This window comes from Rahnella sp. AN3-3W3, from assembly GCF_003263545.1.
GTDB classification, from domain to species: Bacteria; Pseudomonadota; Gammaproteobacteria; order Enterobacterales; family Enterobacteriaceae; genus Rahnella; species Rahnella variigena.
In genome coordinates, this window is record NZ_JYDG01000002.1 from 13024 (window position 1) to 38897 (window position 25874).

Here is a 25874-nt window from a genome sequence, read left to right on the forward strand (position 1 = left end):
TTATCCTTTTTATTTACCGGATTACCCAACCTGAACGGAAAGCATAGAAAGCGATCCCATCACGATCCCGTCCGTTGGCTGTGTGATCGGTTCTGTACCATCCCACGCGCCTAAAACATATAACAATGGCAGATAGTGATCCGGAGACGGATTCGATAACGCGCCGCCCTCATGTTCCATAAACTTCACCAGAGGATGATCTTTAGCCTCACCCTTCCAGTTCAGGTTATCTTTCACATATTTCTCAAACGCAATCGCCCACGGATACGGCTCGCCGTTACCATCCCATTTCACCATGCGCAGGTTGTGCACCACGTTTCCGCTGGCGACAATCATCACCCCTTCGTCACGCAGAACAGCCAGTTTCTTGCCTAACTCATAGTGATATTCCGGCGGTTGCGTTCCGTCGATACTCAGCTGAATAACCGGAATATCGGCATCCGGATACATCTTGATCAGCACGCCCCAGGTCCCGTGGTCAAAACCCCACTCGCTGGTGTCGGCCATCACATTCACCGGGCTGAGCAATTCCTGAACCCGTTTCGCCAGAGCCGGTGAACCCGGTGCCGGATAACGTTTATCAAACAACGCCTGCGGGAACCCGCCAAAGTCATGAATAGTGCGCGGATTCTCCATCGCCGTTACCGCCGTGCCGCGGGTGAACCAGTGAGCAGAAACTGCCAGAATCGCTTTTGGCCGTGGTAATGATTCGCCCAGCGCATGCCAGGCACGGGTATAAGTGTTATCTTCCAGCACGTTCATCGGGCTGCCGTGGCCTAAGAAAAGTGCGGGCATACGTTGAGTTGTCATCATAAATTCCTTACCGCAAATAAAAGTGAGCGGGCTGTTAAGCAACCTCCGCAAGATGTGATTACGGTACTCTTTTTGATTGCGGGTTACAGCCGGATAACCGTGAAGGAGATGTTCAATAAATTTGATGAGACAAATCAAAAGAAGATGATGAAAAATTGCGCTAAAGACAAATTGCAGGATTCAAAAGCAAAAGGCCGCATAAGCGGCCTTTTTGTTACGCACGATCGGTGTTGATTCAGCTTGCCTGACGGGTCTGCGCCTGACGATAAGCCACCAGATCGGCGATGGTCACGACCGGCATATTATGCTGACGGGCAAAGACAATCACTTCAGGCGCGTGCCCCATGGTGCCATCGTCATTGGTCAGTTCACACAGCACGCCGAAAGGCTTCAGGCCTGCCAGTGTCGCCAGATCGATAGACGCTTCGGTGTGACCGCCACGGGTCAGCACGCCACCGGCCTGTGCGCGCAGCGGGAAGATATGCCCCGGGCGGTTAAGGTCAGAAGGTTTTGCGCCGTCTTTGATTGCCGCACGGATAGTGGTGATGCGGTCAGCCGCAGAAACACCGGTAGTCACGCCTTCAACCGCTTCGATAGTCACGGTAAACGGCGTCTGGAACGGGCTGGAGTTGTTCTCAACCATCATTGGCAAATCCAGCTTTTTACGGCTGTCTTCATTCATGGTGAGGCACACAATTCCGCTGCCGTGACGAATGGTCAGCGCCATTTGCTCAACGGTCATGTTTTCAGCGGCAAAAATTAAATCGCCTTCGTTTTCACGATCTTCGTCATCCAGTACTAACACACCAACGCCGTTACGCATGGCGTCAAGAGCACGCTCAACACGTTCAGTTGATGTACCGAATTCGGAAAGTAGGGTCTGATTCATGGTAAAAATAACCTCATGTTCTGTATGTGGATTACCAGAATCAGGGCGTCTTGAGGAGGCTAGCTGAAGCAGCTGTATGGCGTGCTACAGTTATAAAAAATAACGCAGCGGGCAATACGGTGCCCGGCTTGAATCGTTACTCTCTCCCATCCGGACTTTAACCGTCGGCCCCGGAATCACACCGGATCTGCTGACCTCTAACCCCGAAGGATTGAGCGCTCGCGGGCTTCCACATGGAAGGGATTATGGTCCTTCCGATATTCCGTGGTTTACCGCCGGTGGGGACTTTCACCCCGCCCTGAGAATAAGCAAAACAACTATAGCGCCAATAAATGTACAGGGCAATCCTGCGGATTGGCCAATTAGTGCCCCTGAAGGTTTATAGAAACGGCGTCAGCGATTACACTAAGGAAAAGCACCTCCTTCGAGAAAAGGAATAATCATGATTGACCCGAAAAAAATTGAACAAATTGCCCGCCAGGTTCACGAATCTATGCCTAAAGGGATCCGTGAGTTTGGTGAAGATGCCGAAAAGAAAATCCGCCAGGTATTACAGGCGCAGTTCAGCCGTATGGATTTAGTCAATCGCGAAGAGTTTGACGTGCAGACGCAAGTTTTACTGCGCACCCGCGAAAAGCTGGCCGTACTGGAACAACGTCTCGCAGCGCTGGAAGGCAAACAAGCTGAAGCGGAAAAACCACAAGATCCGGCCTGATTTGCATGAGTTACGCGGATTGCTGAAGTAGAAACAGAAAAGGCCTGCTAACCAGGCCTTTTTGCTGTGAACAGTACGGCTTATTGTGTATTGAGTACCGTTTTAGCGCGGGGCAATAACAGCGAAAGCGCAGCAAATACCACCACGGCATACAATGCTTTCCAGCCGACCATCGCCAGTAATCCGCAGCACAACACGGCACCCAGCATCGCCATCCATTTTGAACGCCCTTTCAAAAGTCGCGTCCCCGCCAGCATACAGAGCAGGTATATCAGGATGAAAATCCCGTTGGCATAAGTGATCAGCGCGCCCAATGGCAGATGCAGCCAGTAAATCAGCAGGGTAAACAGCATACAACTGCCGACCACCAGATTGAGCGCCGCGACCGGCACCTGCTGAGACGAGAGCTGCGCCAGCTTACTTTGCGGCTTGAGCTGAGCCTGCGACCACACCAGCCGGGCAAAGCTTTGGGTATAAATATTCACGCTGGCAAAACACGCCAGATAGCCAATGATGCAGGCCACCCACAGTGCTTTTTGCCCGAACAGTTGCACGACGATGCCGGGGAGAGAAGCCCCCGCTTCCCGCCCTTCTCCCCAGGCATGGAATTTCAGCACAGCGACCGTACACCCCCAGTACACGGCGCCCGCCACCAGCATGCCAATCAGCAGCGCACGCGGAAAATCCCGTTCCGGATTGCGGAACTCTGTCGCCAGATGGGCAAACGCTTCAAGCCCGACAAAGCACCAGAACATTACTGCCAGTGCATCGAACAGGTTTGCGGGTGAAACGTCACGTATCGCAGGCAATGGGATTTCAGGCAGGGAAATTCCCCCTTTCCACCAGATAGCAATCACCAGCGCGATGACCAGCAAAGCGATCAGCGTCTGGATATTGGCGCTCGAACCGGCACTGCGGGTACCGAGAAACCAGATAATCAGCAACGTACCGAGCTGAACCAGCAGAAGATTTTCGCTGCTCCAGCCGAATGCCGCCTGCCAGAATCCGGCCGCGATATGCAGCGCGGCGGGTAAGCCGACCGGGATCACGGACAGGAATAACCAGCCGGTGACTCGCGCCATGTGGGGACCAAAAGCTTTGCCGACAAAATGCGCCGCCCCGCCTGCGTTGGGGAAATGGCGTCCGAGTGCGGCAAAACCGATGGCAATAGGAAACACCAGCAGGATAAGCACCGGCCACGCCCACAGGCTGTCATTTTGCGCCAGTTGCGCCGCCAGCGCGGGCACCGCGAAAACACCCGTTCCCAGCAGCGACGTAGATAACAGCCCGACGCCCTGTGCCAGGCTTAACTCCTGTTTTAATCCGCTCACAACGTTAATCCGCCCACAGCAAAGTCACTTCCGTTTAGTGTTATTGACGACATCATCAAAAAGAAAAAGGGCTTATCAGATAAGCCCTTTCATGCAAATAAACGATGTGGAAATCAGTCCTGAGCTTTAATCTGATTGATGATTTTGGTAGTGGACAAACCATCTTCAAAATTCAGCACACGCACTTCACCGCCATTCGCCCAGACTTCCTGACAACCGGCGATTTGCTCAGGCTTATAGTCACCGCCTTTCACCAGCAGATCAGGCAAGATCCCGGCGATCAAACGCTGCGGCGTGTCTTCATCAAAAGAAACCACCCAGTCGACCGCACCCAGAGCGCCCAGCACGATCATGCGGTTTTGCAGCGCATTCACCGGACGGGTTTCGCCTTTCAGACGCTTGGTCGAGGCATCGCTGTTAACGGCAACAATCAGACGGTCGCCGAGTTTGCGGGCATTCGCCAGATAAGAAACATGTCCCGCGTGGAGGATGTCAAAGATGCCATTGGTCATTACGACTTTTTCGCCGCGCTGACGGGCCATCGCCACAGCCGCTTTCAGTTGCTCTTCATTCATCACGCCAAAGCCGACGTCTGAACGCCCGCCGATAGCATTTTCCAGCTCAACCGGAGAAACCGTAGACGTACCCAGTTTACCGACCACCACACCGGCGGCGGCGTTGGCCAGGAAGCAGGATTCTTCCAGCGTATTCCCGGCGGCAAGCGCCGCGGCAAGCGTACCGATCACCGTGTCACCGGCACCGGTCACGTCATACACTTCCTGCGCCTGCGTTGGCATATGGAAAGGCGCTTTGCCTGGCTGCAACAGCGTCATACCGTGCTCAGAACGGGTCACCAGCAACGCAGAAAGCTCGAAATCAGCAATCAGTTGCATACCGCGCGTGACGATTTCATCTTCGTTTTTGCAACGGCCGACAACGGCTTCGAATTCGGACAGATTTGGCGTCAGCAATGTCGCACCGCGATAACGTTCGAAATCAGAACCTTTAGGATCCACCAGCACCGGCACGCCGGCTTTTCTCGCCAGCTGGATCATTTTCTGCACTTCCGTCAGCGCGCCTTTGGCGTAGTCAGACAGCACCAGCGCGCCACTTTGCGGCAAGGCTTGTTCGATTTTGGTCAGCATCGGCTGGAGATCCACGCCTTCAAAACCTTCTTCAAAGTCGAGGCGGATCAGCTGCTGGTTACGGGACAAAATACGCAATTTGGTAATGGTCGGATGCGAGGGCAACGCCACGAAATCGCAGTTTACTTTCACTTCCGCCAGACGTTCGCTTAGCGCACGTGCCGCGTCATCCACGCCGGTCAGGCCGATCAGACGCGAAGAAGCACCGAGAGACGAAATGTTCATCGCCACGTTTGCCGCGCCGCCTGGACGTTCCTCGATAGTATTCACCTTCACGACCGGTACCGGCGCTTCCGGAGAAATACGGTTGGTCGGGCCATACCAGTAGCGGTCTAACATTACGTCACCGACCACCAGCACACCGGCACGGTGGAAATCAGGCAAAGTCACTTTCATCCCAAGACTCCAAAACAGATAAATCAAATCGGGTAAACACAATGCGCCGGATAATATCACAAGCGCCTGTTACCCGAATAAAAACCCTCAGCCCAGCCACTTCGCCCAGCTGGCGCGGATTTGTGCGCGTTCTGCCGCAAAGCTGTCTGCGGCCACTTTTCCGCTATGTTCCTGTAAAGCGAGGTGATGAATTTCGTCGCGCAGCGTGACATAAGCCTGCGTCAGATTTCGTGCCTCGTCTTCCGGCATGATGTCGTGTTGCGCCATCAGCTCAAAAATCCTTACATTATCGGACCAGCGGGTCAGCTTTGGCTCGTCATGAGCAAAGCGTAAGACCAGATATTGTGCAATGAATTCAATATCGGTGATGCCACCCGGATCGGCTTTCAGATCAAACTGGTCAGCCTTTTTACTGCCCAGGTGCGCATACATTTTCTCGCGCATCTCGCGCACTTCTTTACGCAACCCGTCGTCATCACGCTGGCGACATAAAATATCGCGGCGCGTGGCGTTAAATTGCTGCGTCAGTTGCGGATCGCCGTAAACCACGCGAGCGCGCACCAGCGCCTGATGTTCCCACGTCCAGGCTTCATTGGCCTGATAATCGGCAAACGCTTCGATGGTACTGACCAGCATACCGGACGCGCCGGAAGGCCGCAGACGCGCATCAACTTCATAAAGAATTCCCGACGATGTGCGCGTGCTGAATAAATGCATAATGCGTTGCGCCAGCCGCAGATAAAACTGACGGCCGTCGATGACGCGCTCGCCGTCGGTCATGACTTCCGGCGCACAGTCGAGCAGGAAGACCAGATCCAGATCGGAACTGTAACCCAGCTCCCAGCCGCCGAGTTTGCCGTAACCAATGACGGCAAAATCACGGCCTTCACGGTGCTGAAGATGCGTCGGCTGACCGTATTTCGCGACCATCTGTTCCCACGCCTGCTGCACCACCACGTCGAGAATGGCTTCGGCGAGATAGGTTAAATGGTCGCTGACTTTCATCACCGGCAGCGCCCCGGAAATATCCCCGGCGGCGATACGCAGATGCTGCGCCTGCTTGAACTGCCGCACGGCTTCAAGCTGCTGCTCTTCGTCTTCTGTCGGCACGCGCATCAGATACTGACGCAGCTCATCGCGATAGGCGGTCAGTTCAATCGGCTGATACAACGTACGCGGATCGAGTAACTCATCGAGCAGTAACGGATGACGGGCCAGCTGCGTTGCCACCATCGGTGACGCGGCACACAGGCGGATTAACTGTTTGAGCGCACCGGGATATTCCACCAGCAGCTCGATATAAGTGGTCCGCGTGACGATGTTGAGCAGCAGTTGCATCAGGCGCTGAAGTGTCACATCGGCATTTTTATAGGTACACACCTGCGCCAGCAGACGCGGCATCAGTAAATCGAGTTGCTCACGTCCGCGCGGTCCGATAGTGCGCTTATCGACATCACGACGAAACTCGGCAATCTGCTGCAAAACATGACGCTGCGCGTTTTCATCGAGCAGTGGAACCAGAGGCGCCAGTTCGGCAGGCTCCAGCAAATCAATCCACAAACTGCTGAATTGCGCCTGTTGCTGATCGTCTTCAGAGTCAGGCGTGTCATCGCCAATCAAATCATTAAACACCGCACGCACGGCCTGCATGTGAGCATTCACTGCATCCAGAAGCTGTGGCCAGGCGGCGTAATCCATTCCCCAGGCCAGACGCGCCTGATTCAGTTCATCGGAAGGCAAAGTCTGCGTCTGTTCATCGGAAATTGCCTGCAACAGGTTTTCCAGACGACGCAGGAACAGATAACTGCTGCGCAGTTGCAACACCTGCTCGACCGGCAGGATGCTCAGATTTTCCAGCGCCTGCAACGTCGGCAGCAATGCACGCTGCTGCAATGCCGGTTCACGCCCGCCGCGGATAAGCTGGAAGACCTGCACGATAAATTCAATTTCGCGGATGCCGCCTGCACCGAGTTTAATGTTGTCTTTCAACCCCCGGCGACGGACTTCACGGGCGATCATCCCTTTCATATTACGTAATGACTGGATCACGCTGAAATCGATGTAACGGCGGAACACAAAAGGCATCAACATTTTGCGCAGTTCCTGACTGCTGATATCTTCCGCGCCGCCCATCAGCCGCGCCTTCACCATCGCGTAACGTTCCCAGTCGCGCCCCTGTTCCTGATAATAATCTTCCAGCGCCGGGAAACTCATCACCAGCGGACCGCTGTCACCAAACGGACGCAGACGCATATCGACACGGTAAACAAAACCGTCGATGGTCGGCTGATCCAGCGCTTTGATCAGCCGCTGTCCAAGGCGGGTAAAGAACTGGGCATTATCCAGTTCGCGTCGCCCGCCGCGGGTCTGACCGTTTTCCGGATAGGCAAAAATCAGGTCAATATCCGAAGAGAAATTCAGCTCCCCGCCGCCGAGTTTACCCATCCCGAGGATCAGCATTCTTTGCGGTTCGCCAGCAGCATTGACCGGCGTACCAAACTCCCGACAGCAAGCGTCGTAAAGCCAGTCGCGGGCGCTGACGATCAGCAGTTCAGCCAGTTCACTCAGCTGATGCAGCGTGTCTTTCGCTTCGCTGGTTTGCGCCGATTGCGACCAGGCGATACGGGTGAGAATACGGCGGCGGAACAGTCGCAGTGCTTTCATCAGCCCGTTTTCATCCGTCACACCGGTCAGTGCTTCTTCAAGCCATGGGCGATAAAGCTGCCATTCCTGGGACTGAGGCGGTGTTTCATTGATTTCATGCCACCACTGGCCAAACGCCAGCAAACTGTCCGTGACGAATTCACTGCTGGTTAAAACGGCCAGCTGTTGATCATCGGGAAGCGGGAGGTTTTCAGGATGTTCACGCCAGCGCTCAAGCAGACTCTGAGCATGACTTTGCAAAACAGAAGGGAGTGGCAACATGAAATCAGATTCCTTGCAAAAAAAAGCCCGGGCTATTTGCCCAGGCTTATCAGTCAATTAACGAGGTTGTCCGTTTAACCAGAATGCATCCATCATTACCGCATGAGAACGGGCGGAATCCTCCCAGGCGTGTTGCTGCTGCACGATGGCCTGTTGCAGATCGGCCCAGCCCGCAATGTACGCGGCAACGTCTTTTTCAGGATAAGCACCGCCCAGCAAATGGAAGGTGATAATCTGACGTTTCAGACGCGCCAGCTGGTCGCGGTAGCCTTCTTCGGTCAGCGGCTGTGCAAACGCCTCTTTCAAATCAGCAGCGGTACGGCCCAGCATGATGTCGGCAAACCGTTTGAAAGAACCTTCCAGTTTTTTCGCCGATTTGTCATCAATGAAAGGCGTCCAGCCTGAGGTTGCCAGCCAGGAAGTAAGCACTAACTTGCATTTCAGGTAGCTGGCGCTGTAACAGATTTCCTGCGCATCGGCAGATTTCTGCTCCAGCACAGGAACCAGATCGGTCAGCAGCGTACGCAGTTCAGACGAGGCTTTACGCGGCACCAGCCCGCCAAACAACACCAGCACCTGACGCACAGTTTCCACGGCCTGTAGCACGGTCAGACGCGCAGTTTTATCGCCACGCACCCACAGCTCTTCATGATATTGCCAGTGATCCAGTGCCAGCTCGAACATAGCGGACATTGCCTGTTCCACGGTCGCTTTCGGCTGGGCTTTAAAAACCGGCAACGGTTTGATTTCACGCGCCGGATTGCCTTTCGCCAGATGATAACCCCGAGCGGCTTTGCTGAATCCGCCCTGACGTAAACCGCCATGAGCGCCAATCTCAGCGGCCAGAGCCAGCAGATCGGCGGTGTTGCCTTTTTTCAGTTCCAGTTCAATTTCTGCCAGTGCTTCAGAAAGCTCACCGGCCACCACTTCACCCTGATCCAGACCCAGCTCAATCTCGCTTTCGCCGTAAGTGATCACCCACTTTTCACGGGTGAAGTCGGTACGGAACAACGGTGCCAGTTCTTTTTGCAGCGCGGCAGGTTTGCAGCCTTCCGGCCAGATATCTTTCGGGAACGCGCTGAGTTTCAGCACCGGTTTTTTCAGCTCGACATTGTATTCAGGGCGCTGATGCAGGCCGCCCACCACTTTCCCGCCGGTTTTAATGGTCATTTCGTACTGATCGTCGAAACCACGGATACGCAGGCCAATATCGTGCGAACGTAAATAGTTTTCCGCAGTCTCAAAATAGATGTTGGTCAGTTTCGAAGGCGCGGTGTGCTCGCTGTTAAATCCAGCGAGTTGCGAAGGTAATTCGGCGATTGCTGCCGGGGTGGCGATAAATTTTAATTCTATTTCTACGGTCATAGGAGTCTTCACACCGATTCTTTGCTGCCAAAAGGGATAAACGCGTCGCTGCAATTCTATCATAAGCACAGCGCGCAAGCCGCATGTTGCGGGATTGTAAGATAGTTCTCATTCCGGTTTATACATTGCGTCGTCACACTGTTGCCCTTACTATCGGTCACCCAACTTTTGGTCTATGAAACCAACTTTTGGACTCTGAATTAGTGCAATGGCCAACAGAGGCGGTTGCCAGAAGACGTATCCTGATTAAACGGATGCACACTTCACGTTCCCTAAATTCACAAAGAAACGATGAAATAATGCAGAAATTACGCCTAATTGGTTTCGCTTTGCTTGGTTTAAGCATCACATGGGGCGCTCACGCTGATGAGAAGCGCTATATCTCCGACGATTTGATCACCTATATCCACAGCGGTCCGGGTAATCAGTATCGCATTGTTGGCACCCTGAATGCCGGTGAAGAAGTCACCCTGCGCAGCGTTAACGACAGTACTAAATATGGTGAGATTGTTGATTCAAAGGGCAAAACGGCCTGGATCCCACTTGATCAGTTAAGCAATGTGCCGAGCCTGCGTACCCGCGTTCCGGATCTGGAACAACAGGTGAAAACGCTGACTGACAAACTGACCAACATTGATTCCAGCTGGAACCAGCGCACTGCGGAAATGCAGAGCAAGGTGTCTTCCAGCGATGGCATTATCAATGGCCTGAAGAAAGAAAATCAGGATTTGAAAAATCAGCTGATCGTGGCGAAGAAGAAAGTTGACGCGGTCAATGTCCAGCTCGACGACAAACAAAGAACCATTATTCTGCAATGGTTTATGTACGGCGGCGGTGTCGCGGGTGTCGGTCTGGTTCTGGGTCTGCTGTTGCCACATCTGATCCCACGTCGCAGGAAGAAAGATCGCTGGATGAGCTAAAAGCTCAACATCCTGATTAACTCCATAAGGCACTTCGGTGCCTTTTCGTGTTTCCATCAATCAGGAAATCTTCAGCCCAACTTTGCTATGATGAACAAAGAGTCCCTTTGGCCTATTTCAGGAGTTATCGCGTGGAGATTTACCTGGTCGGCGGCGCAGTCCGAGACAGCTTATTAAACCTGCCTGTGTCTGAACACGATTGGGTAGTGGTCGGCGCAACGCCTGAATACATGCTGGAAAACGGCTATCAGCAGGTCGGGAAAGATTTCCCAGTGTTCCTGCATCCCCGCACCCGTGATGAATATGCCCTGGCCCGCACAGAGCGAAAATCAGGTTCCGGTTATAACGGTTTCACCTGTTATGCCGCGCCGGACGTCACGCTGGAACAGGATCTGATGCGGCGTGATCTTACCATCAATGCGATCGCCAAAAGCAAAGATGGCGAACTTGTCGATCCCTATCACGGACAGCGCGATATCGAACAACGCCTGTTGCGTCACGTTTCGGATGCCTTCGGTGAAGATCCGCTGCGTGTGTTGCGTGTCGCCCGTTTTGCCGCGCGATTTGCTCATTTAGGTTTCACGGTCGCTCCGGAAACGCAGGCGCTGATGCAGCAGATGGCAGAAAGCGGTGAACTGGAAGCGCTGACACCAGAACGTGTGTGGAAAGAAACCGAAAAAGCCTTGCAGACGCAGGATCCCCAGGTCTATTTCCAGGTGCTGCGTGACTGCGGCGCGCTCAAAGTGCTGTTCCCGGAAATCGATGCGCTGTTTGGCGTTCCGGCACCAGAAAAATGGCATCCGGAAATTGATACCGGTATTCATACGCTGATGACGCTGAAAATCGCCAGCACGTTGACGCCGGAAGTGGATGTGCGTTTCTCTGCGCTTTGCCATGATTTGGGCAAGGCGCTTACCCCGCCGCAATTCTGGCCAGCGCATCACGGCCACGGTCCGGCAGGTGTGAAACTGGTGGAAAATATTTGCCAGCGCCTGAAAGTCCCGACGCATATCCGAGATTTAGCCAAACTGGTCGCAGAGTTCCACGACCTGATCCATACCGTGAACAAGCTGCGTCCGGAAACCCTGTTAAAACTGTTCGACACCATCGACGTGTGGCGTAAACCACAGCGGCTTGAGCAGATGATTATGACCAGTGAAGCCGACGCCCGCGGGCGTACCACCTTTGAAAACAACCCTTATCCGCAAGGTGATTATCTCCGTGAGGCTTTCAAAGTGGCGAACAGCATTACCAATAAAGAAGTGCTGGATGCAGGTTTTCAGGGAATTGAAATCCGCGATGAGCTGAAAAAGCGTCGAACACAAGCTCTGGCAGACTGGAAACAAACGCAGGAAGCAGCGATTTAGACCCCATCAACGATTAAAAAAAGCCCCGTGCGTTTTGCGCCGGGGCTTTTTTTCTCGCCATTATTTCTTGTCGCCAATAAACCAAAAATCAGGCGATAAAGACGAAGTACACCGCGATCGCTACAAAGAAGCGATAGATGGCGAACGGAATAAACGAAATACGTTTAATCACCGCCAGGAAGGTTTTGATAGCAATCAGGGCAACGATAAATGCGCTGATAAAACCGGTAGCGAACATCGGTAAATCAGCCAGCGTCAGGAAGCTGTAGCTCTTATACAGATCCAGCGCTGTCGCGCCCATCATCATCGGCACCGCCAGCAGGAAAGAGAACTCAGATGCCGCAAAACGACTGATGCCCATTAACATCCCGCCGCTTATGGTCGCGCCCGAACGGGAGAATCCTGGCCAGAGCGCCAGACACTGGAAAACACCAATCATAAATGCCTGCAGGTAAGTGATGTCATCCACCCCTTCTGCACGCGGTTTTTTCGGTTTCAACAATTCGGCTGCAATCAGCAAAACACCACCGACGACCAGTGCAATCATCACAAATTTCGGCTCAAACAAGGACTTAATCTGCGAGTGCAGCAGCAAGCCCAGGATCGTTGCCGGGATCATCCCTAAAATAATATGCAATAAATTCAGCCGGCGGTTACCCGTGCCTTCATGAACAGGCGGCTTGCCAAAGTGCAGGCCAATCATGCCAAACAAACGACGCCAGAACATCACTACCACGGCCAGAATGGACCCTAACTGGATAACCACTTCAAATGATTTCGAGGTATCACCGGTAAAGCCCAGAAGATTTCCCGCGATGATCAGATGGCCGGTAGATGAAACCGGTAAGAACTCAGTCAACCCTTCAACAACACCCAAAATTGCTGCTACAAGCAAAGAATGACTTTCAACGATCATTATCGCACCCTACCCTATAAAATATCCCCGGATGGGGAAACCAGCTCAAAGTACAGACAACAAAAAAGCGGCATCACGCTGAGCCGCTTCATTAAAGGAAGCCCGGCAGTCCGGACTTTCCTTTTAACGCTTCTATATGACATTAAATAGACAAGCATTTTTTAAATTGTATCCGTAACCGGACTAAATTCGTTTTCCGCGCTCAATAATCACGCCGACATTGGCCGCCTGAGCCACCGCGCCGGGCTTGCTGAGCTTAATCCGCACCCATGGCGAGTTAAAACGGGTCAGCAGCAATGTCGCCACTTCTTCGGCCACACGCTCTACCAGCGCAAAATTTTGCGATGCCACATGTTCAATCACCGCATCACTGACGTCCGCATAGCTTAAACAGTCATTCACATCATCGCTGGCAGCGGATTTTCGGTTATCCCAGGCCATTTCGATATCGAACACTAGTTTCTGTTTAATCGTCTGTTCCCAGTCGTAAGCGCCAATCGTGGTGATTACATTTAGTTGCTCAATAAATACGATATCCATCACGTGATTCTCTGTTTTTGGCCCAGCCGGATACCACTTCCAGCAGAAAATGCGTATTATCCATGGATGTTGCGATTAAAACGACCCTTATTAGACGGAACTGCTTTATGAGTGCTACCGCGCTTGGAATGATTATTTTCGCCTACCTCTGCGGCTCGATTTCCAGTGCGATTCTGGTCTGCCGGGTAGCCCGGTTGCCTGATCCGCGCACAGCGGGCTCTGGCAATCCCGGTGCCACAAATGTCTTGCGGCTGGGTGGCCGGCTGGCCGCGGCGTCTGTTCTCATCTTCGATGTTCTGAAAGGTATGTTGCCTGTCTGGCTGGCCTATCGCCTGAATATTCCGCCGATGTACCTTGGGCTGACCGCTATCGCGGCCTGTCTGGGTCACATCTATCCGGTATTCTTTCGCTTCAAAGGCGGTAAAGGCGTAGCGACTGCTTTCGGTGCCATCGCGCCTATCGGCTGGGACTTAACCGGGCTGATGATGGGGACATGGCTGCTGACAGTGCTGCTGAGCGGATACTCTTCGCTGGGCGCGATTGTCAGTGCACTGATCGCACCTTTTTACGTCTGGTGGTTCAAACCAGAATTCACTTTCCCGGTCGCCATGCTTTCCTGTCTGATACTGTTGCGTCATCACGATAACATCCAGCGTCTTTGGCGGGGCCAGGAAGGAAAAATCTGGGATAAGCTGAAGAAGAAACGCAAAGCGGCGAAAGAAAATAAGACCGAATAGCGGATAACGTCAGATTTCAGACAAAAAAAAACGACCTCAGGTGGGTCGTTTTTTATTGGTTTTTTAACTCAGCCAGCCTGGCTGAGCGCGAGCGAGACAAGGCGCCAGGAAACCTGAAAGCGCAGCATACTCAAGTATGTGAGCATTTCGGGTCGACGCAGCAACGCAGTCGCAGCCCCGCTCAGACTGGCGGAAGCTCCGCTAACGGCCAGCGCGGGCGAACGGTGACACCAAGATCAGGTGTTGCTCCGGTTTTCAATCGCACCATACCGGCATAAGCAATCATCGCGCCGTTGTCGGTACAGAATTCAGGTCTGGCATAAAATACCTTACCGCCACGTTTGGTCATCACGTCTTCAAGTTTGGCGCGTAATGTGCGGTTCGCGCTGACGCCACCAGCCATGACGAGCTGTTTAAAACCGGTCTGATCCAGCGCGCGTTTGCATTTAATCGCCAGCGTATCGACCACGGCATCTTCAAAAGCGCGGGCAATGTCCGCGTGCGTCTGCGGGTCGCTGTCATTGCCACGAATGGTATTTGCAGCGAACGTTTTGAGACCGGAGAAGCTGAAATCCAGCCCCGGACGATCGGTCATTGGACGCGGGAATGTAAAGCGCCCGGCCACACCCTGAGCCGCCATTTTTGACAGCAGCGGGCCACCCGGATAATCCAGCCCCAGCAATTTTGCCGTTTTATCAAAGGCTTCACCGGCAGCGTCATCAATAGACTCGCCCAGTAAGGTATATTCACCAATACCGGTTACGCTGATTAACTGCGTATGACCACCGGAAACCAGCAGCGCGACAAACGGGAAATCAGGCGGATTATCTTCAAGCATCGGTGCCAGCAAATGACCTTCCATATGATGAACCGGCACCGCAGGCACATCCCAGGCAAACGCCAGAGAACGGCCGATAGTTGCGCCGACCAGCAACGCGCCGACCAGACCGGGACCGGCGGTATACGCCACGCCGTCGATGTCCTGTGCGGTCAGCCCGGCTTCTTTCAGCGCGGCCTGAATCAAAGGGATTGTTTTGCGCACATGGTCACGCGAGGCCAGTTCTGGCACCACGCCGCCGTAATCTGCATGCAGTTTTACCTGACTATACAGTTGGTTGGCTAACAAACCGGCTTCGCTGTCATAAACTGCAATTCCGGTTTCATCGCAGGACGTTTCAATACCCAGTACTCGCATCACTCTTTCCATCATAGTTTGGCGCTAACTCGCGGCGCGCAGTTTAGCACACAAGCCTTAGCGGGTGCTGCACCGGAGTGGGAATTCCTTGCTTCCTGAGCCAATTAATGTCGAGCAATTTCGATTGATTGGTATATAATCGCCGCCCGACGCAAAAGCGAGCGCACGATGTTGCAGAAGGGTTGCTGAACGCGCCTGTTTCAATTTGCCGTTATGCTTTACAAGACGAGGCGAATTGGAGTAAAATTCCGCACCATTTTGAAATGTGCTGGTACAACATCAGCAAACAAACCGATTTTATCGAGGTGAGAGGCACATGCCTGTAATTAAAGTACGTGAAAACGAGCCGTTCGACGTAGCTCTGCGTCGCTTCAAGCGTTCCTGCGAAAAAGCAGGTGTTCTGGCAGAAGTTCGTCGTCGTGAATTCTATGAAAAACCGACTACCGAACGTAAACGCGCTAAAGCATCTGCAGTAAAACGCCACGCCAAGAAACTGGCTCGCGAAAACGCACGCCGCACTCGTCTGTATTAATCTTCGGGGGCAACCCCAAATCGCGTGATTTGCAATATTAAGAACGCGCAGACTGCGTAGTAGCATACGAAGGCCGTGCTTTCCGAAAGGAATGCGCGGCTTGTTCTCGTTTATAGGCTAGTGAGTAAGGGGCTTATGGCTGGGAGAATTCCGCGCGTATTTATCAATGACTTGCTGGCTCGCATCGATATCGTCGATTTGATCGACGCACGTGTAAAGCTCAAGAAACAGGGTAAAAATTATCACGCGTGCTGCCCTTTCCACCATGAGAAAACACCCTCATTTACCGTAAATGGCGATAAGCAGTTTTATCACTGTTTCGGCTGTGGTGCCCACGGCAATGCCGTCGATTTCCTGATGAACTATGACAGGCTTGAGTTTGTCGAAAGCATTGAGGAACTGGCGACAATGCAGGGTTTGGAAGTGCCGTACGAAGCAGGCACCGGTCCAAGCCAGATGGAGCGTCATCAGCGTCAAAGCCTCTACCAGTTGATGGCACCGCTTAGCGAGTTCTATCAGCAATCACTTAAACAGCCTGCAGGTGCCCCCGCACGGGAATATCTTGCCCGACGCGGTTTGAGTGAAGACGTCATCAGTCACTTCGCTATTGGTTTCGCCCCTCCGGGCTGGGACAACGCATTAAAGCGTTTCGGCAAAAATGCCGATGATAAAGCGTCTCTGATTGACGCCGGCATGTTAGTCACCAATGACAATGGTCGCAGCTATGACCGTTTCCGCGAACGGGTGATGTTCCCTATTCGTGATAAACGTGGCCGCGTGATTGCCTTTGGCGGCAGGGTTTTGGGTGACGGTACGCCGAAATACCTCAACTCGCCGGAAACCGAAATTTTCCATAAAGGCCGCCAGTTGTATGGCCTGTATGAAGCACAGTTAAAGCACCCGACGCCGGCGCGTTTGCTGGTTGTTGAAGGGTATATGGACGTTGTCGCACTGGCGCAGTTCGGCATTGATTACGCCGTGGCATCACTGGGTACGTCCACGACGGCTGACCACATTCAGCTGATGTTCCGCAGCACCGATAACGTCGTTTGTTGTTACGACGGCGACCGGGCGGGACGTGAAGCTGCATGGCGCGCGCTGGAAACAGCACTGCCCTATCTTAATGATGGTCGCCAGCTGCGTTTTATGTTTTTACCCGATGGCGAAGATCCAGACACGCTGGTGCGAAAAGAAGGCAAAGAAGCGTTCGAACAAAGAATGGAGCAGGCGATGCCGCTGTCCACTTTCCTGTTTGATTCGCTGATGCCGCAGGTTGATTTGAGCAGCCCTGACGGGCGCACCAAATTGAGCATGCTGGCATTGCCGCTGATCCGTCAGGTACCCGGTGAAACGTTACGGATGTATTTACGTCAGCAGTTAGGGAATAAGCTCGGGATTTTGGATGACAGCCAGCTTGAAAAGCTGATGCCTAAACAGGCAGAAAATAGCAATGTCTATCAGGCGCCCCAGCTAAAACGCACAACCATGCGTATACTTATAGGGTTACTGGTACAAAATCCACAACTGGCTACACTTATACCCTCGCTGCAAGGTTTGGAGCAAGCGAAGCAACCAGGACTGGATCTTTTCAGCGAGTTAGTCACCACTTGCTTAGCCCAGCCGGGCCTGACAACAGGCCAGTTACTGGAACTTTATCGCGACAATAAGTTCTACCAACAACTTGAAACTCTGGCGACGTGGAACCACATGATCGTAGAGGACATGGTCGAAGAGGAATTTCGTGCCACTCTAGCCAGCCTGTATGACTCGATTTTAGAGCAACGGCTTGAAACTTTGATTGCAAAAGCCAGGACGCATGGCCTGAGTCCAGAGGAACGCACCGAAGTGAGTTCCCTGAATCAGGTGTTAGCGAGAAAGAGTTAAAAATTTAATAACAAGAACATATATTTACCCGGATAACTCGAGTGATGGAAAGGCAGCTAACGCACCTGCGGCTCGAAGTATTACGGGTAAAACAGAACACGGCTTAAGTGCCGATAAAAAGCGGGGCACGGCCCTGCGCAGAGCCGCCCTGGTGGGCCGCGGCACAATAAACGCCCCTAACGTTATTGTTGGCGATGTTACCCGACCGACACCAACCCAAATACTCTGAAGTGTGGATACCGTCTTATGGAGCAAAACCCGCAGTCACAGCTTAAGCTACTTGTCACCCGTGGTAAGGAGCAAGGCTATCTGACCTATGCTGAGGTCAATGACCATCTGCCGGAAGATATCGTCGATTCCGACCAGATCGAAGACATCATCCAGATGATTAACGACATGGGCATCCAGGTTCTTGAAGAAGCTCCGGACGCCGATGATTTGATGCTGGCCGAAAACCGCCCAGATACCGACGAAGACGCTGCAGAAGCGGCGGCGCAGGTACTTTCCAGCGTTGAATCCGAAATTGGCCGTACCACCGACCCAGTGCGTATGTATATGCGCGAGATGGGTACCGTTGAACTGCTGACCCGTGAAGGCGAAATCGACATCGCCAAACGTATCGAAGACGGTATCAATCAGGTCCAGTGCTCCGTTGCTGAATATCCTGAAGCTATCACTTATTTGTTAGAGCAATATGACCGTGTAGAAGCAGGCGAAGTACGTCTGTCTGACCTGATCACCGGTTTTGTTGACCCGAACGCCGAAGAAGAAATCGCACCAACTGCGACTCATGTGGGTTCTGAACTGACCACTGAAGAGCAGAATGATGACGACGAAGACGAAGATGAAGACGACGACGCTGAAGACGACAACAGCATCGACCCTGAACTGGCTCGCCAGAAGTTCACCGAACTGCGTGAACAACATGAAGCGACACGTCTGGTCATCAAGAAAAACGGCCGTAGTCACAAGAGCGCAGCAGAAGAAATCCTGAAGCTGTCCGATGTGTTCAAACAGTTCCGTTTAGTGCCAAAACAGTTCGATTTCCTGGTTAACAGCATGCGTTCCATGATGGATCGCGTACGTGCTCAGGAACGTCTGATCATGAAAGTGTGCGTTGAACAGTGCAAGATGCCGAAGAAAAACTTCGTCAATCTGTTCGCCGGTAACGAAACCAGCGATACCTGGTTCGATGCGGCTCTGGCAATGGGTAAACCATGGTCTGAGAAGCTGAAAGAAGTCACCGAAGACGTGCAGCGCGGCCTGATGAAACTGCGTCAGATCGAAGAAGAAACTGGCCTGACTATCGAGCAGGTTAAAGACATCAACCGTCGCATGTCGATCGGCGAAGCGAAAGCCCGTCGCGCGAAGAAAGAGATGGTTGAAGCAAACTTACGTCTGGTTATTTCTATCGCCAAGAAATACACCAACCGTGGTCTGCAGTTCCTTGACCTGATCCAGGAAGGTAACATCGGCCTGATGAAAGCCGTTGATAAGTTTGAATATCGCCGTGGTTATAAGTTCTCAACTTATGCGACCTGGTGGATCCGTCAGGCTATCACCCGCTCCATCGCCGACCAGGCACGTACCATCCGTATCCCGGTGCATATGATTGAGACCATCAACAAACTCAACCGTATCTCCCGCCAGATGCTGCAAGAGATGGGCCGTGAGCCAACACCGGAAGAGCTGGCTGAGCGTATGCTGATGCCGGAAGACAAAATCCGTAAAGTGCTGAAAATCGCTAAAGAGCCAATCTCAATGGAAACGCCAATCGGCGACGATGAAGATTCGCATCTGGGCGATTTCATCGAGGATACTACCCTCGAGCTGCCACTGGATTCTGCAACGTCTGAAAGCCTGCGTTCTGCGACGCATGACGTTCTGGCTGGCCTGACCGCACGTGAAGCGAAAGTTCTGCGTATGCGTTTCGGTATCGATATGAACACTGACCACACTCTGGAAGAAGTGGGCAAACAGTTCGACGTTACCCGTGAACGTATCCGTCAGATCGAAGCGAAAGCGTTGCGTAAACTGCGCCACCCAAGCCGCTCCGAAGTGCTGCGTAGCTTCCTGGACGATTAATCGTCCTCAGGCTGTCAGCCAATAAAAAGCCCCGCCTTTCTCTGGAAATGGCGGGGCTTTTTTTATTGTTTGAAGTTTAGGCTCAGGAATTCAGCGCATCGTAAAGTTCGCGGTAAGAGGCGGTCAGTTCCTCTAACGTCGCACGGTTCAGTCCGCTGGGGTTAGGCAGCACCCAGACCTCTGTGTCACCGATTTTCAGCGCCTGACGCCCCCAGTTCACTTTGCTGATCCCAAACGCTTTACTGAACGCCTGCTTACCCAAAACGGCCAGTGCGCGCGGCTGATAGCGTTCGATTTTCTCCGTCAAAACCGCCCCGCCCTCACGCAACTCATCGCGTACCAGTTCGGTTGCTTCAACGGTCGGGCGCTCAACCAGCATCGTGATGCCACAACCCGTATCCAGCAAATGTTGCTCTTCTTCAGGCTTCAGCAAGCGCGCGGTAAAACCGGCCTGATAGATAACTTTCCAGAAGCGATTATTGGCATTAGCAAAATGAAAACCATGATGAGCGGTAGATAGACCAGGATTGATGCCGCAAAAAACGACAGAAAGATCCCTGGCGATAATATCTGTAATCATTATTCTTTCCTGAGATGTATTTACCGGAGTTATCGGTAAAAAAGTCTGCGAATACAACATGCCAGAACTGTGCACAAAACGCGCATACAAACCGAACACATATAGACCTGTAAGCAGAGTTTACCGTATAATCCCGCACCTCGGCCCTTTAGCTCAGTTGGTTAGAGCACGCGACTCATAATCGCTTGGTCGCTGGTTCAAGTCCAGCAAGGGCCACCAAATTTTAGTTTCAGATTCAAACGATTAAGCCACTTCGCAAGAAGTGGCTTTTTTGTTAGCTAAATTAATTGCCTCAAAAGTGGCTCACTAAAATCAAAGCACGCCCTGCGCCAACATAGCATCGGCGACTTTCACAAAACCGGCGATATTGGCGCCACGCACATATTGTGTCTGTTTACCTTCACCGCCGTACTCCACGCAGGAGTGATGGATATCCAGCATGATGTGACGCAGACGCGCATCCACTTCTTCAGCTTTCCAGCTCAGACGTGCAGCGTTCTGCGCCATTTCAAGACCTGACGTCGCCACGCCACCGGCATTCGCCGCTTTGCCCGGCGCGAACAACACGCCCGCGTCGGTGAACAAGTCGGTCGCTTCAATGGTTGTCGGCATGTTCGCGCCTTCGGCGACGGCTTTCACGCCATTGGCAATCAGCACGCGTGCCGCATCGGCATCCAGTTCATTTTGTGTGGCGCAAGGCAGCGCGATATCCACCGGCACGTTCCACGGCTGCTGGCCTTCGAGATAGGTCAGCCCGAGTTTTTCTGCATAATCGGCCACACGCCCGTCACGGCTGGCTTTGATTTCGGTCAGCAGCGCCAGTTTCTCAGGAGTAAAGCCTGCTTCATCGACGACAGTACCGTTAGAATCTGACGCCGTAATCACCCGGGCGCCCAGTGACATGGCTTTTTCAATCGCGTATTGCGCGACGTTGCCGGAACCGGATACCGCAACGCGCATACCTTCAAAATCCAGACCATGGCGTTTGAGCATCGATTCAGTGAAATAGATCAGGCCATAACCTGTGGCTTCCGGGCGGATCAGACTGCCGCCAAACGACAACCCTTTGCCGGTGAACACACTGGCGGTGTTGTTGGAGAGTTTTTTCATCATCCCCGCCATATACCCGACTTCACGCCCGCCGACGCCGATATCACCCGCAGGCACATCGGTATCCGGACCGAGATGACGGTACAGTTCAAGCATCAGCGCCTGACAGAAACGCATGATTTCGCCTTCGCTTTTGCCTTTCGGATTGAAATCACTGCCGCCCTTCCCGCCGCCCATTGGCAACGTGGTCAGGGCATTTTTAAAGGTCTGCTCAAAACCGAGGAATTTGAGGATTGATAAATTGACCGACGGATGGAAACGCATGCCGCCTTTATACGGGCCAATCGCCGAGCTGAACTGCACGCGCCAGCCACGGTTCACCTGCACCTGATTTTTGTCATCCACCCACGCGATGCGGAACTGAATGACACGCTCCGGCTCCACCAGACGTTCGAGTAAAGCAGAACGGCGGTATTGCAGATTTTGTTCGAGGAAAGGCCATAGCGTGGTCATAACTTCACGTACGGCCTGGGAGAATTCGACCTGATGCGGGTCGCGTTGTTGTACTGAGGATAAGAACTGTTCGAGGGATTGAATCTGATCCATTGATTTAAAACTCCGTCTGTAAGTGATGTTGTCTTTTTTTATTTACTGCTTATTTTTTGACTATGCATCGACTGACAAGCGGACATCAAGTGATTTATTTACCCGATTAAAACCCTAGGATTTGCGCCCTTCCAGCTTGAGTAATAACGCTTTGTTATCGAGGCCGCCAGCAAAGCCGGTTAACTTACCGGAAGCACCGATGACACGATGGCAAGGCGCCACAATGGAAATCGGGTTACGACCATTGGCAGCACCGACGGCGCGGACGGCTTTCGGGCGGCCAATACGGCGGGCGATATCGCCATAACTGCGCGTCTCACCAAAGGGAATTTCCAGCAACGCCGCCCAGACTTCTTTCTGAAATGCCGTGCCGGTGAAATCCAGTTCCAGCTCAAAGCACGTACGTTCGCCTGCAAAATATTCGTTCAGCTGTTGCTCGGTTTTCAGCAGGATCGGAAACGACGGGTCTTCAATCATGTCGCCCAACGGCACGCGCCCGTCGATTTCACATTCCCACAAAATGGCGGTCAGTTTGTCGCCTTTTGCCGCCAGCGTCAGCAGCCCGACCGGTGATGCCATTCGCTTGAATCTGTATTCCATCAGTCCCTTCCTTTGCGAGTTTTACGCCCACACTTTACCGGAAAGGCAGGAACTGACGACAATTATTTCAGACCCAGCTGCGCACGCAGTTCGGCTTTTGCCGCGTCAAATTCGGTCTTGAAATCAGGCTGCTCTGCCATTTTCTGGGCGATCAGCGCCGCGCCGGTGCGGCTCATCACGGTATCAGAACGGTAATGGAAACCGGCCACCAGACGGTTTTCAGCGTAACCGGCTGCGCGGGTGAACAGCGCGTTGCGTTTTTCCGGCACCATTTCACCCAGCACCGTCGCCATCAGATAACCGATGGTGGAATGACCGGAAGGCCATGAACCGGATTTAGATTTTTTCAGCAGCGGATGAATTTGTTCATCCAGCATGTAAGGACGGGGACGGTTAAACGCTTTCTTGGCGTGATCGTCCACCACGTCTTCTGTCGCCACAATGCGCTCAAACAGCGCGGCGGTTTTCGGCAGTTTCGCGGCATCAAAATCCGGGCCCATCACATCGGCAAAACGCCAGACGTTTTCTTCAGCATCGGCAATCGCGGCTTTCTCTTGCTCAGGCGTACGGGTGGCCTGAATTTCCAGCAATTCTTTCAGTTCAGCTTTTGTCTGCGCCGAATCATCCGCCGGTGGCGCTGGCAGATATTGGGTCAGATCCAGTTCCTGACTGGTGATAAACGGCTTGGCTTCTTCGGCAGCCTGAACAGCAAAGGTGGAACCCAGAGTGAAAAGCAGCAGAGCGACGAGGGACTTACGCACGGTGAAACTCCTGATATTAGTTTGAATATCAGGAGAATAGAGAAGAAATGTGACGGTTAAATGACAGACATCAGCCCAGTAATCCCAGTTTGCCGGTCAGCTTACGCACCACTTTTTTATTCCCCGCCAGCGCGATGCCGAGCAGTTGCAGGTTGTCGGTCGGCACACCCGATACCGCCTCACGAAATGCAGCGTAATCAGTGGTTTGCTGCCCTTCGACCGGGAAAATAATGCCGTCCATTTCATCATCATTAAGCAGATGCTGATGAAGTTGTGTGAGTTGTTGAGCATCGGCCACTAACACGCTGATACCAATCGGGATCAGCCCCGGATGTTCCCGGTTATCAGCATCAATCAGCGGCGCGCCAACCAGAGACGGATGACGTTGTCCGAGCGTCAGCGCCAGTACCGCGGCAGCATTGGCGGCATGTCCGGCGGCCAGTTGCTGGTTGATCACGATAACGCAGCGTTCAGGGGATGAGGGCAAAATTGTGGCAGGAGTATTCATGGTGACAGGCTCCGGTTCAGTTGAAATCTGAGCTTAACCTGTCACTTTTTCTCAATCTGGAAGATTTGTGCACAGACGCCGGTAATTCGCGGGCGTGAGCTGATACGCACGGCGGAACCAACGTCCGAGATGACTCTGATCGGCAAATCCTAAATCTGCTGCCACCGCTGCCGGCGTGCGCCCCAGCGCTAACCCTTCGCGGGCGCGGGTCAGTTTCAGCTGAATAAGATAAGCGTGAGGCGGCAATCCAAATTCGGCTTTAAACGCACGGCTGACCACAAAGCGGCTTTCGCCGGTCGCCGCCGCCAGTTGTTCGAGGCCAATGTCCTCGTGCAGATGGGCGTGCAGATATTCCCGCGCCTGATTCGCCACACGTGACCATGGCGCTTCGCCTTGCAAACGCGGCGGTTGCCAGGTGAGATGTCCACCCAGCGCGCTGAGTAATCCGTCGAGCGCGGTCTGCCGCACAATGCGCAGTTCTTTGCCATGCAACGCCTGAAACGCCATCGACGTCGCCTGCGCCAGCTGCGGATCCTGCGCTAAGGTATTTTCGAAACTCGGATCACCGGCAGACGACAGAGAATCGCGCCGCGCCGCCAGTTCGCGGCTCAGCCATTGCGGAGCGAGATACAGCATGTGGTAAGTAAAACCGCCGGGCTGCACGGCATCGCCATCGTGGATTTCGCCCGGTTCGAGCATAAACACTTTACCCGGCAGGCTCTGGTGCTTCTGGCGCCGGCAGCTGAACTGCTGCAATCCGTACTGCGTAACGCCGACCAGATAGCTGTCATGCCAGTGAGGATCGTAAGCATGGCCTTCGAAATGGGCGTGGATCGTCTCGATCCCGCTGTCTTTATCTTTCGATAAATCGACCCAGTTTGCAGACGCCATAATCCCCCGCTGAATGAATTAACAACAGGGTAACAATAGAAGGGAGAAAAAGAAATGAGGAGATTTAGCGCCTCCCCTTCGCAGGGAGGCGCTAAGAAAACTTAGTGTTTCACGCTTTCAATAAAGGTTTTGCGGGCGGTTTTAGAACCCAGACGTTCGGCTTCGTCCAGCAGTTTCAGGGCTTTATCGACGTCCCCTGCTTTCACCGCTTTCTTAATCGCGTCGTTGAAATAGGTTTCGGAATCACTGAGCATAGGTTCAGACGGTTTGGCCGGGGCTGCCGCAGGCGCAGGTGCCTGGGTGCTGCCGACAACCACTGGCTCCGCTGCTGCTGGTGCAGATGACGGGAGGAACTGACCAATCATCACGTTACCGGTTTTCTGCTCGGCGGTGACTTTCAGGCTCAGCGTGCCGGTTGGGGTATGACGGGCAATCGGATCCGGGATATCCGGTACCGCGTTACCCACGCCAGCGGCAAAGGCTTTGGCCGGGTTCACCATCTGCGTCGTTTCAGCCAGATCCTGACGGGTGGTGTACACCAGCAGATAAATTTGTTTCTGACCCAGCGCTGGCGTCAGTTTCAGTGTGCCTTCCAGACGGTCACTGGAGACGATGCCCGGTTTCTGATACGGGAAATAGCTGGAAGGATAAAAGGCTGCCGGACGCATCTGCTCATCCAGCACCAGAACATTTGGCGCATACACGGTTTTACCGGTCGCGATACTGGTCAGCGTAATTTCAAGTGAACCCCGGTCGGCAGGCAATGCGAATGCCCCGACGGCGCCCTGAATTTGACCCTGATTAATCTGTGCGCTGGACGTTCCGAGCGTCACATCCTGCGTCACTGGCGGGACCAGCGGCGTCCATGAAAGGTTGCGTAAGGTCTGGCTGGAAATTGCAGGTGCGGTATTCGCATCATTCTGCGCCGCATTCACGACCGCAGGTGCAGCAGCCAGCAGGCTCAGCGACAGACACAGTGACAGCAGATTCTTTTTCATTATTGTTTCCTTTGAAATCACCATGAAGGCTGGCGGTTATCAGCGATAATCCGCCAGCCAGCACATCTTCTTTACTGCTTGTACTTTTGAAAACTGGCACAGGCCTCGAAGTCATTTGAGTTGCA

At 53.2% G+C, this 25874-nt stretch carries 23 protein-coding genes, 1 tRNA gene and 1 riboswitch; of the genes, 8 read left to right on the top strand and 16 right to left on the bottom strand.

All coding sequences use genetic code 11. From position 1 onward, the window contains the following. Nucleotides 1-21: 21 nt before the first annotated feature. Nucleotides 22-810, bottom strand: coding sequence for a 4,5-DOPA dioxygenase extradiol (gene ygiD / locus UC15_RS01015; protein WP_112286717.1), 789 nt, complete (start codon nucleotides 808-810; stop codon nucleotides 22-24). A gap of 238 nt (nucleotides 811-1048) precedes the next feature. After that, nucleotides 1049-1702 carry a 3,4-dihydroxy-2-butanone-4-phosphate synthase gene (gene ribB / locus UC15_RS01025; RefSeq protein ID WP_112286718.1) on the bottom strand — a complete coding sequence of 218 codons (654 nt, stop codon included), beginning with the start codon at nucleotides 1700-1702 and terminating at the stop codon, nucleotides 1049-1051. Nucleotides 1703-1836: 134 nt separating this feature from the next. Then, a riboswitch (FMN riboswitch) is annotated at nucleotides 1837-2012 on the bottom strand. Nucleotides 2013-2144: 132 nt separating this feature from the next. Here ribB and UC15_RS01030 point away from each other — a divergent pair. After that, the gene (locus UC15_RS01030) at nucleotides 2145-2417 is read left to right on the top strand and encodes an accessory factor UbiK family protein (RefSeq protein ID WP_112286719.1); all 273 of its coding nucleotides are present in this window, start codon (nucleotides 2145-2147) and stop codon (nucleotides 2415-2417) included. 80 nt (nucleotides 2418-2497) lie between these two features. Here the strand turns inward: UC15_RS01030 and yjeH are convergent, their stop codons facing one another. The 4 genes from yjeH to UC15_RS01050 form a co-directional block, all read right to left on the bottom strand. Further along, entirely contained in the window at nucleotides 2498-3748 is a 1251-nt protein-coding gene (gene yjeH / locus UC15_RS01035) for an L-methionine/branched-chain amino acid transporter (RefSeq protein WP_112286720.1), read from the bottom strand. Between the two features lie 113 nt (nucleotides 3749-3861). Next, nucleotides 3862-5289: a bifunctional D-glycero-beta-D-manno-heptose-7-phosphate kinase/D-glycero-beta-D-manno-heptose 1-phosphate adenylyltransferase HldE gene (gene hldE / locus UC15_RS01040; protein ID WP_112286721.1), complete on the bottom strand. Its 1428-nt coding sequence runs from the start codon at nucleotides 5287-5289 to the stop codon at nucleotides 3862-3864. An 87-nt stretch (nucleotides 5290-5376) separates the two neighbouring features. Next, on the bottom strand, nucleotides 5377-8214 hold the full coding sequence (gene glnE / locus UC15_RS01045; protein ID WP_112286722.1) for a bifunctional [glutamate--ammonia ligase]-adenylyl-L-tyrosine phosphorylase/[glutamate--ammonia-ligase] adenylyltransferase: 2838 nt from the start codon (nucleotides 8212-8214) through the stop codon (nucleotides 5377-5379). Nucleotides 8215-8271: 57 nt separating this feature from the next. Continuing rightward, nucleotides 8272-9579 (bottom strand): inorganic triphosphatase, encoded by a 1308-nt coding sequence (locus UC15_RS01050; RefSeq protein WP_112286723.1) that lies wholly within the window; start codon nucleotides 9577-9579, stop codon nucleotides 8272-8274. Between the two features lie 299 nt (nucleotides 9580-9878). Here UC15_RS01050 and UC15_RS01055 point away from each other — a divergent pair, with 299 nt between their 5' ends. Together UC15_RS01055 and UC15_RS01060 are read left to right on the top strand one after the other, a co-directional pair. Next, nucleotides 9879-10499, top strand: coding sequence for a TIGR04211 family SH3 domain-containing protein (locus UC15_RS01055; RefSeq protein WP_112286724.1), 621 nt, complete (start codon nucleotides 9879-9881; stop codon nucleotides 10497-10499). Nucleotides 10500-10630: 131 nt separating this feature from the next. Next, nucleotides 10631-11866: a multifunctional CCA addition/repair protein gene (locus tag UC15_RS01060; RefSeq protein WP_112286725.1), complete on the top strand. Its 1236-nt coding sequence runs from the start codon at nucleotides 10631-10633 to the stop codon at nucleotides 11864-11866. An 88-nt stretch (nucleotides 11867-11954) separates the two neighbouring features. On the opposite strand, the gene bacA is transcribed toward UC15_RS01060, so the two are convergent. Further along, nucleotides 11955-12779, bottom strand: a complete 825-nt coding sequence (bacA, locus tag UC15_RS01065) for an undecaprenyl-diphosphate phosphatase (RefSeq protein ID WP_112286837.1) — start codon at nucleotides 12777-12779, stop codon at nucleotides 11955-11957. 186 nt (nucleotides 12780-12965) lie between these two features. Beyond that, on the bottom strand, nucleotides 12966-13322 hold the full coding sequence (folB, locus tag UC15_RS01070; RefSeq protein WP_112286726.1) for a bifunctional dihydroneopterin aldolase/7,8-dihydroneopterin epimerase: 357 nt from the start codon (nucleotides 13320-13322) through the stop codon (nucleotides 12966-12968). 107 nt (nucleotides 13323-13429) lie between these two features. Between folB and plsY the strand changes: the two genes are divergently transcribed. After that, complete coding sequence (gene plsY, locus UC15_RS01075; RefSeq protein ID WP_112286727.1) at nucleotides 13430-14059, top strand: glycerol-3-phosphate 1-O-acyltransferase PlsY; 630 nt, start codon at nucleotides 13430-13432, stop codon at nucleotides 14057-14059. Nucleotides 14060-14240: 181 nt separating this feature from the next. Here plsY and tsaD read toward each other — a convergent pair whose 3' ends face one another. Beyond that, a complete protein-coding gene (gene tsaD / locus UC15_RS01080) occupies nucleotides 14241-15254 on the bottom strand; it encodes a tRNA (adenosine(37)-N6)-threonylcarbamoyltransferase complex transferase subunit TsaD (RefSeq protein ID WP_112286728.1) in 1014 nt (337 codons plus the stop codon). A gap of 316 nt (nucleotides 15255-15570) precedes the next feature. On the opposite strand from tsaD, the gene rpsU reads away from it, so the two are divergent. From rpsU to rpoD, 3 genes are all read left to right on the top strand, one after another. Beyond that, nucleotides 15571-15786: a 30S ribosomal protein S21 gene (gene rpsU / locus UC15_RS01085; protein WP_001144069.1), complete on the top strand. Its 216-nt coding sequence runs from the start codon at nucleotides 15571-15573 to the stop codon at nucleotides 15784-15786. Nucleotides 15787-15921: 135 nt separating this feature from the next. Further along, on the top strand, nucleotides 15922-17670 hold the full coding sequence (gene dnaG, locus UC15_RS01090; RefSeq protein ID WP_112286729.1) for a DNA primase: 1749 nt from the start codon (nucleotides 15922-15924) through the stop codon (nucleotides 17668-17670). A gap of 246 nt (nucleotides 17671-17916) precedes the next feature. Beyond that, nucleotides 17917-19755 (top strand): RNA polymerase sigma factor RpoD, encoded by a 1839-nt coding sequence (gene rpoD / locus UC15_RS01095; RefSeq protein WP_095923569.1) that lies wholly within the window; start codon nucleotides 17917-17919, stop codon nucleotides 19753-19755. Nucleotides 19756-19837: 82 nt separating this feature from the next. On the opposite strand, the gene mug is transcribed toward rpoD, so the two are convergent. Beyond that, the gene (gene mug / locus UC15_RS01100) at nucleotides 19838-20335 is read right to left on the bottom strand and encodes a G/U mismatch-specific DNA glycosylase (RefSeq protein WP_112286730.1); all 498 of its coding nucleotides are present in this window, start codon (nucleotides 20333-20335) and stop codon (nucleotides 19838-19840) included. 142 nt (nucleotides 20336-20477) lie between these two features. Here mug and UC15_RS01105 point away from each other — a divergent pair. After that, nucleotides 20478-20554: transfer RNA gene (locus UC15_RS01105), tRNA-Ile, on the top strand. Nucleotides 20555-20647: 93 nt separating this feature from the next. Here UC15_RS01105 and gdhA read toward each other — a convergent pair. The 6 genes from gdhA to malM all read right to left on the bottom strand — a co-directional run bounded on the left by gdhA (nucleotide 20648) and on the right by malM (nucleotide 25749). Next, nucleotides 20648-21991, bottom strand: a complete 1344-nt coding sequence (gene gdhA / locus UC15_RS01110) for an NADP-specific glutamate dehydrogenase (protein WP_112286731.1) — start codon at nucleotides 21989-21991, stop codon at nucleotides 20648-20650. 114 nt (nucleotides 21992-22105) lie between these two features. Next, the gene (locus UC15_RS01115) at nucleotides 22106-22591 is read right to left on the bottom strand and encodes a methylated-DNA--[protein]-cysteine S-methyltransferase (RefSeq protein WP_112286732.1); all 486 of its coding nucleotides are present in this window, start codon (nucleotides 22589-22591) and stop codon (nucleotides 22106-22108) included. A gap of 62 nt (nucleotides 22592-22653) precedes the next feature. Next, nucleotides 22654-23352, bottom strand: a complete 699-nt coding sequence (locus tag UC15_RS01120) for a phosphatase PAP2 family protein (protein WP_112286733.1) — start codon at nucleotides 23350-23352, stop codon at nucleotides 22654-22656. A gap of 70 nt (nucleotides 23353-23422) precedes the next feature. Further along, nucleotides 23423-23860: a DUF2000 domain-containing protein gene (locus UC15_RS01125; protein WP_112286734.1), complete on the bottom strand. Its 438-nt coding sequence runs from the start codon at nucleotides 23858-23860 to the stop codon at nucleotides 23423-23425. A 51-nt stretch (nucleotides 23861-23911) separates the two neighbouring features. Beyond that, nucleotides 23912-24751 carry an AraC family transcriptional regulator gene (locus UC15_RS01130; protein WP_112286735.1) on the bottom strand — a complete coding sequence of 280 codons (840 nt, stop codon included), beginning with the start codon at nucleotides 24749-24751 and terminating at the stop codon, nucleotides 23912-23914. A gap of 101 nt (nucleotides 24752-24852) precedes the next feature. Further along, the gene (gene malM, locus UC15_RS01135) at nucleotides 24853-25749 is read right to left on the bottom strand and encodes a maltose operon protein MalM (RefSeq protein WP_112286736.1); all 897 of its coding nucleotides are present in this window, start codon (nucleotides 25747-25749) and stop codon (nucleotides 24853-24855) included. Between the last annotated feature and the right edge of the window lie 125 nt (nucleotides 25750-25874).

Excerpts from the sequence above, each read along its gene's own strand:
- tsaD (WP_112286728.1), bottom strand. The coding sequence starts at position 15,254 with ATGCGAGTACTGGGTATTGAAACGTCCTGCGATGAAACCGGAATTGCA.
- rpoD (WP_095923569.1), top strand. The coding sequence starts at position 17,917 with ATGGAGCAAAACCCGCAGTCACAGCTTAAGCTACTTGTCACCCGTGGT.
- UC15_RS01115 (WP_112286732.1), bottom strand. The coding sequence starts at position 22,591 with ATGGAATACAGATTCAAGCGAATGGCATCACCGGTCGGGCTGCTGACG.
- glnE (WP_112286722.1), bottom strand. The coding sequence starts at position 8,214 with ATGTTGCCACTCCCTTCTGTTTTGCAAAGTCATGCTCAGAGTCTGCTT.
- mug (WP_112286730.1), bottom strand. The coding sequence starts at position 20,335 with ATGATTACAGATATTATCGCCAGGGATCTTTCTGTCGTTTTTTGCGGC.
- UC15_RS01055 (WP_112286724.1), top strand. The coding sequence starts at position 9,879 with ATGCAGAAATTACGCCTAATTGGTTTCGCTTTGCTTGGTTTAAGCATC.
- ribB (WP_112286718.1), bottom strand. The coding sequence starts at position 1,702 with ATGAATCAGACCCTACTTTCCGAATTCGGTACATCAACTGAACGTGTT.
- plsY (WP_112286727.1), top strand. The coding sequence starts at position 13,430 with ATGAGTGCTACCGCGCTTGGAATGATTATTTTCGCCTACCTCTGCGGC.
- rpsU (WP_001144069.1), top strand. The coding sequence starts at position 15,571 with ATGCCTGTAATTAAAGTACGTGAAAACGAGCCGTTCGACGTAGCTCTG.
- ygiD (WP_112286717.1), bottom strand. The coding sequence starts at position 810 with ATGACAACTCAACGTATGCCCGCACTTTTCTTAGGCCACGGCAGCCCG.
- malM (WP_112286736.1), bottom strand. The coding sequence starts at position 25,749 with ATGAAAAAGAATCTGCTGTCACTGTGTCTGTCGCTGAGCCTGCTGGCT.
- folB (WP_112286726.1), bottom strand. The coding sequence starts at position 13,322 with ATGGATATCGTATTTATTGAGCAACTAAATGTAATCACCACGATTGGC.
- hldE (WP_112286721.1), bottom strand. The coding sequence starts at position 5,289 with ATGAAAGTGACTTTGCCTGATTTCCACCGTGCCGGTGTGCTGGTGGTC.
- UC15_RS01050 (WP_112286723.1), bottom strand. The coding sequence starts at position 9,579 with ATGACCGTAGAAATAGAATTAAAATTTATCGCCACCCCGGCAGCAATC.
- UC15_RS01125 (WP_112286734.1), bottom strand. The coding sequence starts at position 23,860 with ATGAATACTCCTGCCACAATTTTGCCCTCATCCCCTGAACGCTGCGTT.
- UC15_RS01030 (WP_112286719.1), top strand. The coding sequence starts at position 2,145 with ATGATTGACCCGAAAAAAATTGAACAAATTGCCCGCCAGGTTCACGAA.
- dnaG (WP_112286729.1), top strand. The coding sequence starts at position 15,922 with ATGGCTGGGAGAATTCCGCGCGTATTTATCAATGACTTGCTGGCTCGC.
- gdhA (WP_112286731.1), bottom strand. The coding sequence starts at position 21,991 with ATGGATCAGATTCAATCCCTCGAACAGTTCTTATCCTCAGTACAACAA.
- UC15_RS01130 (WP_112286735.1), bottom strand. The coding sequence starts at position 24,751 with ATGGCGTCTGCAAACTGGGTCGATTTATCGAAAGATAAAGACAGCGGG.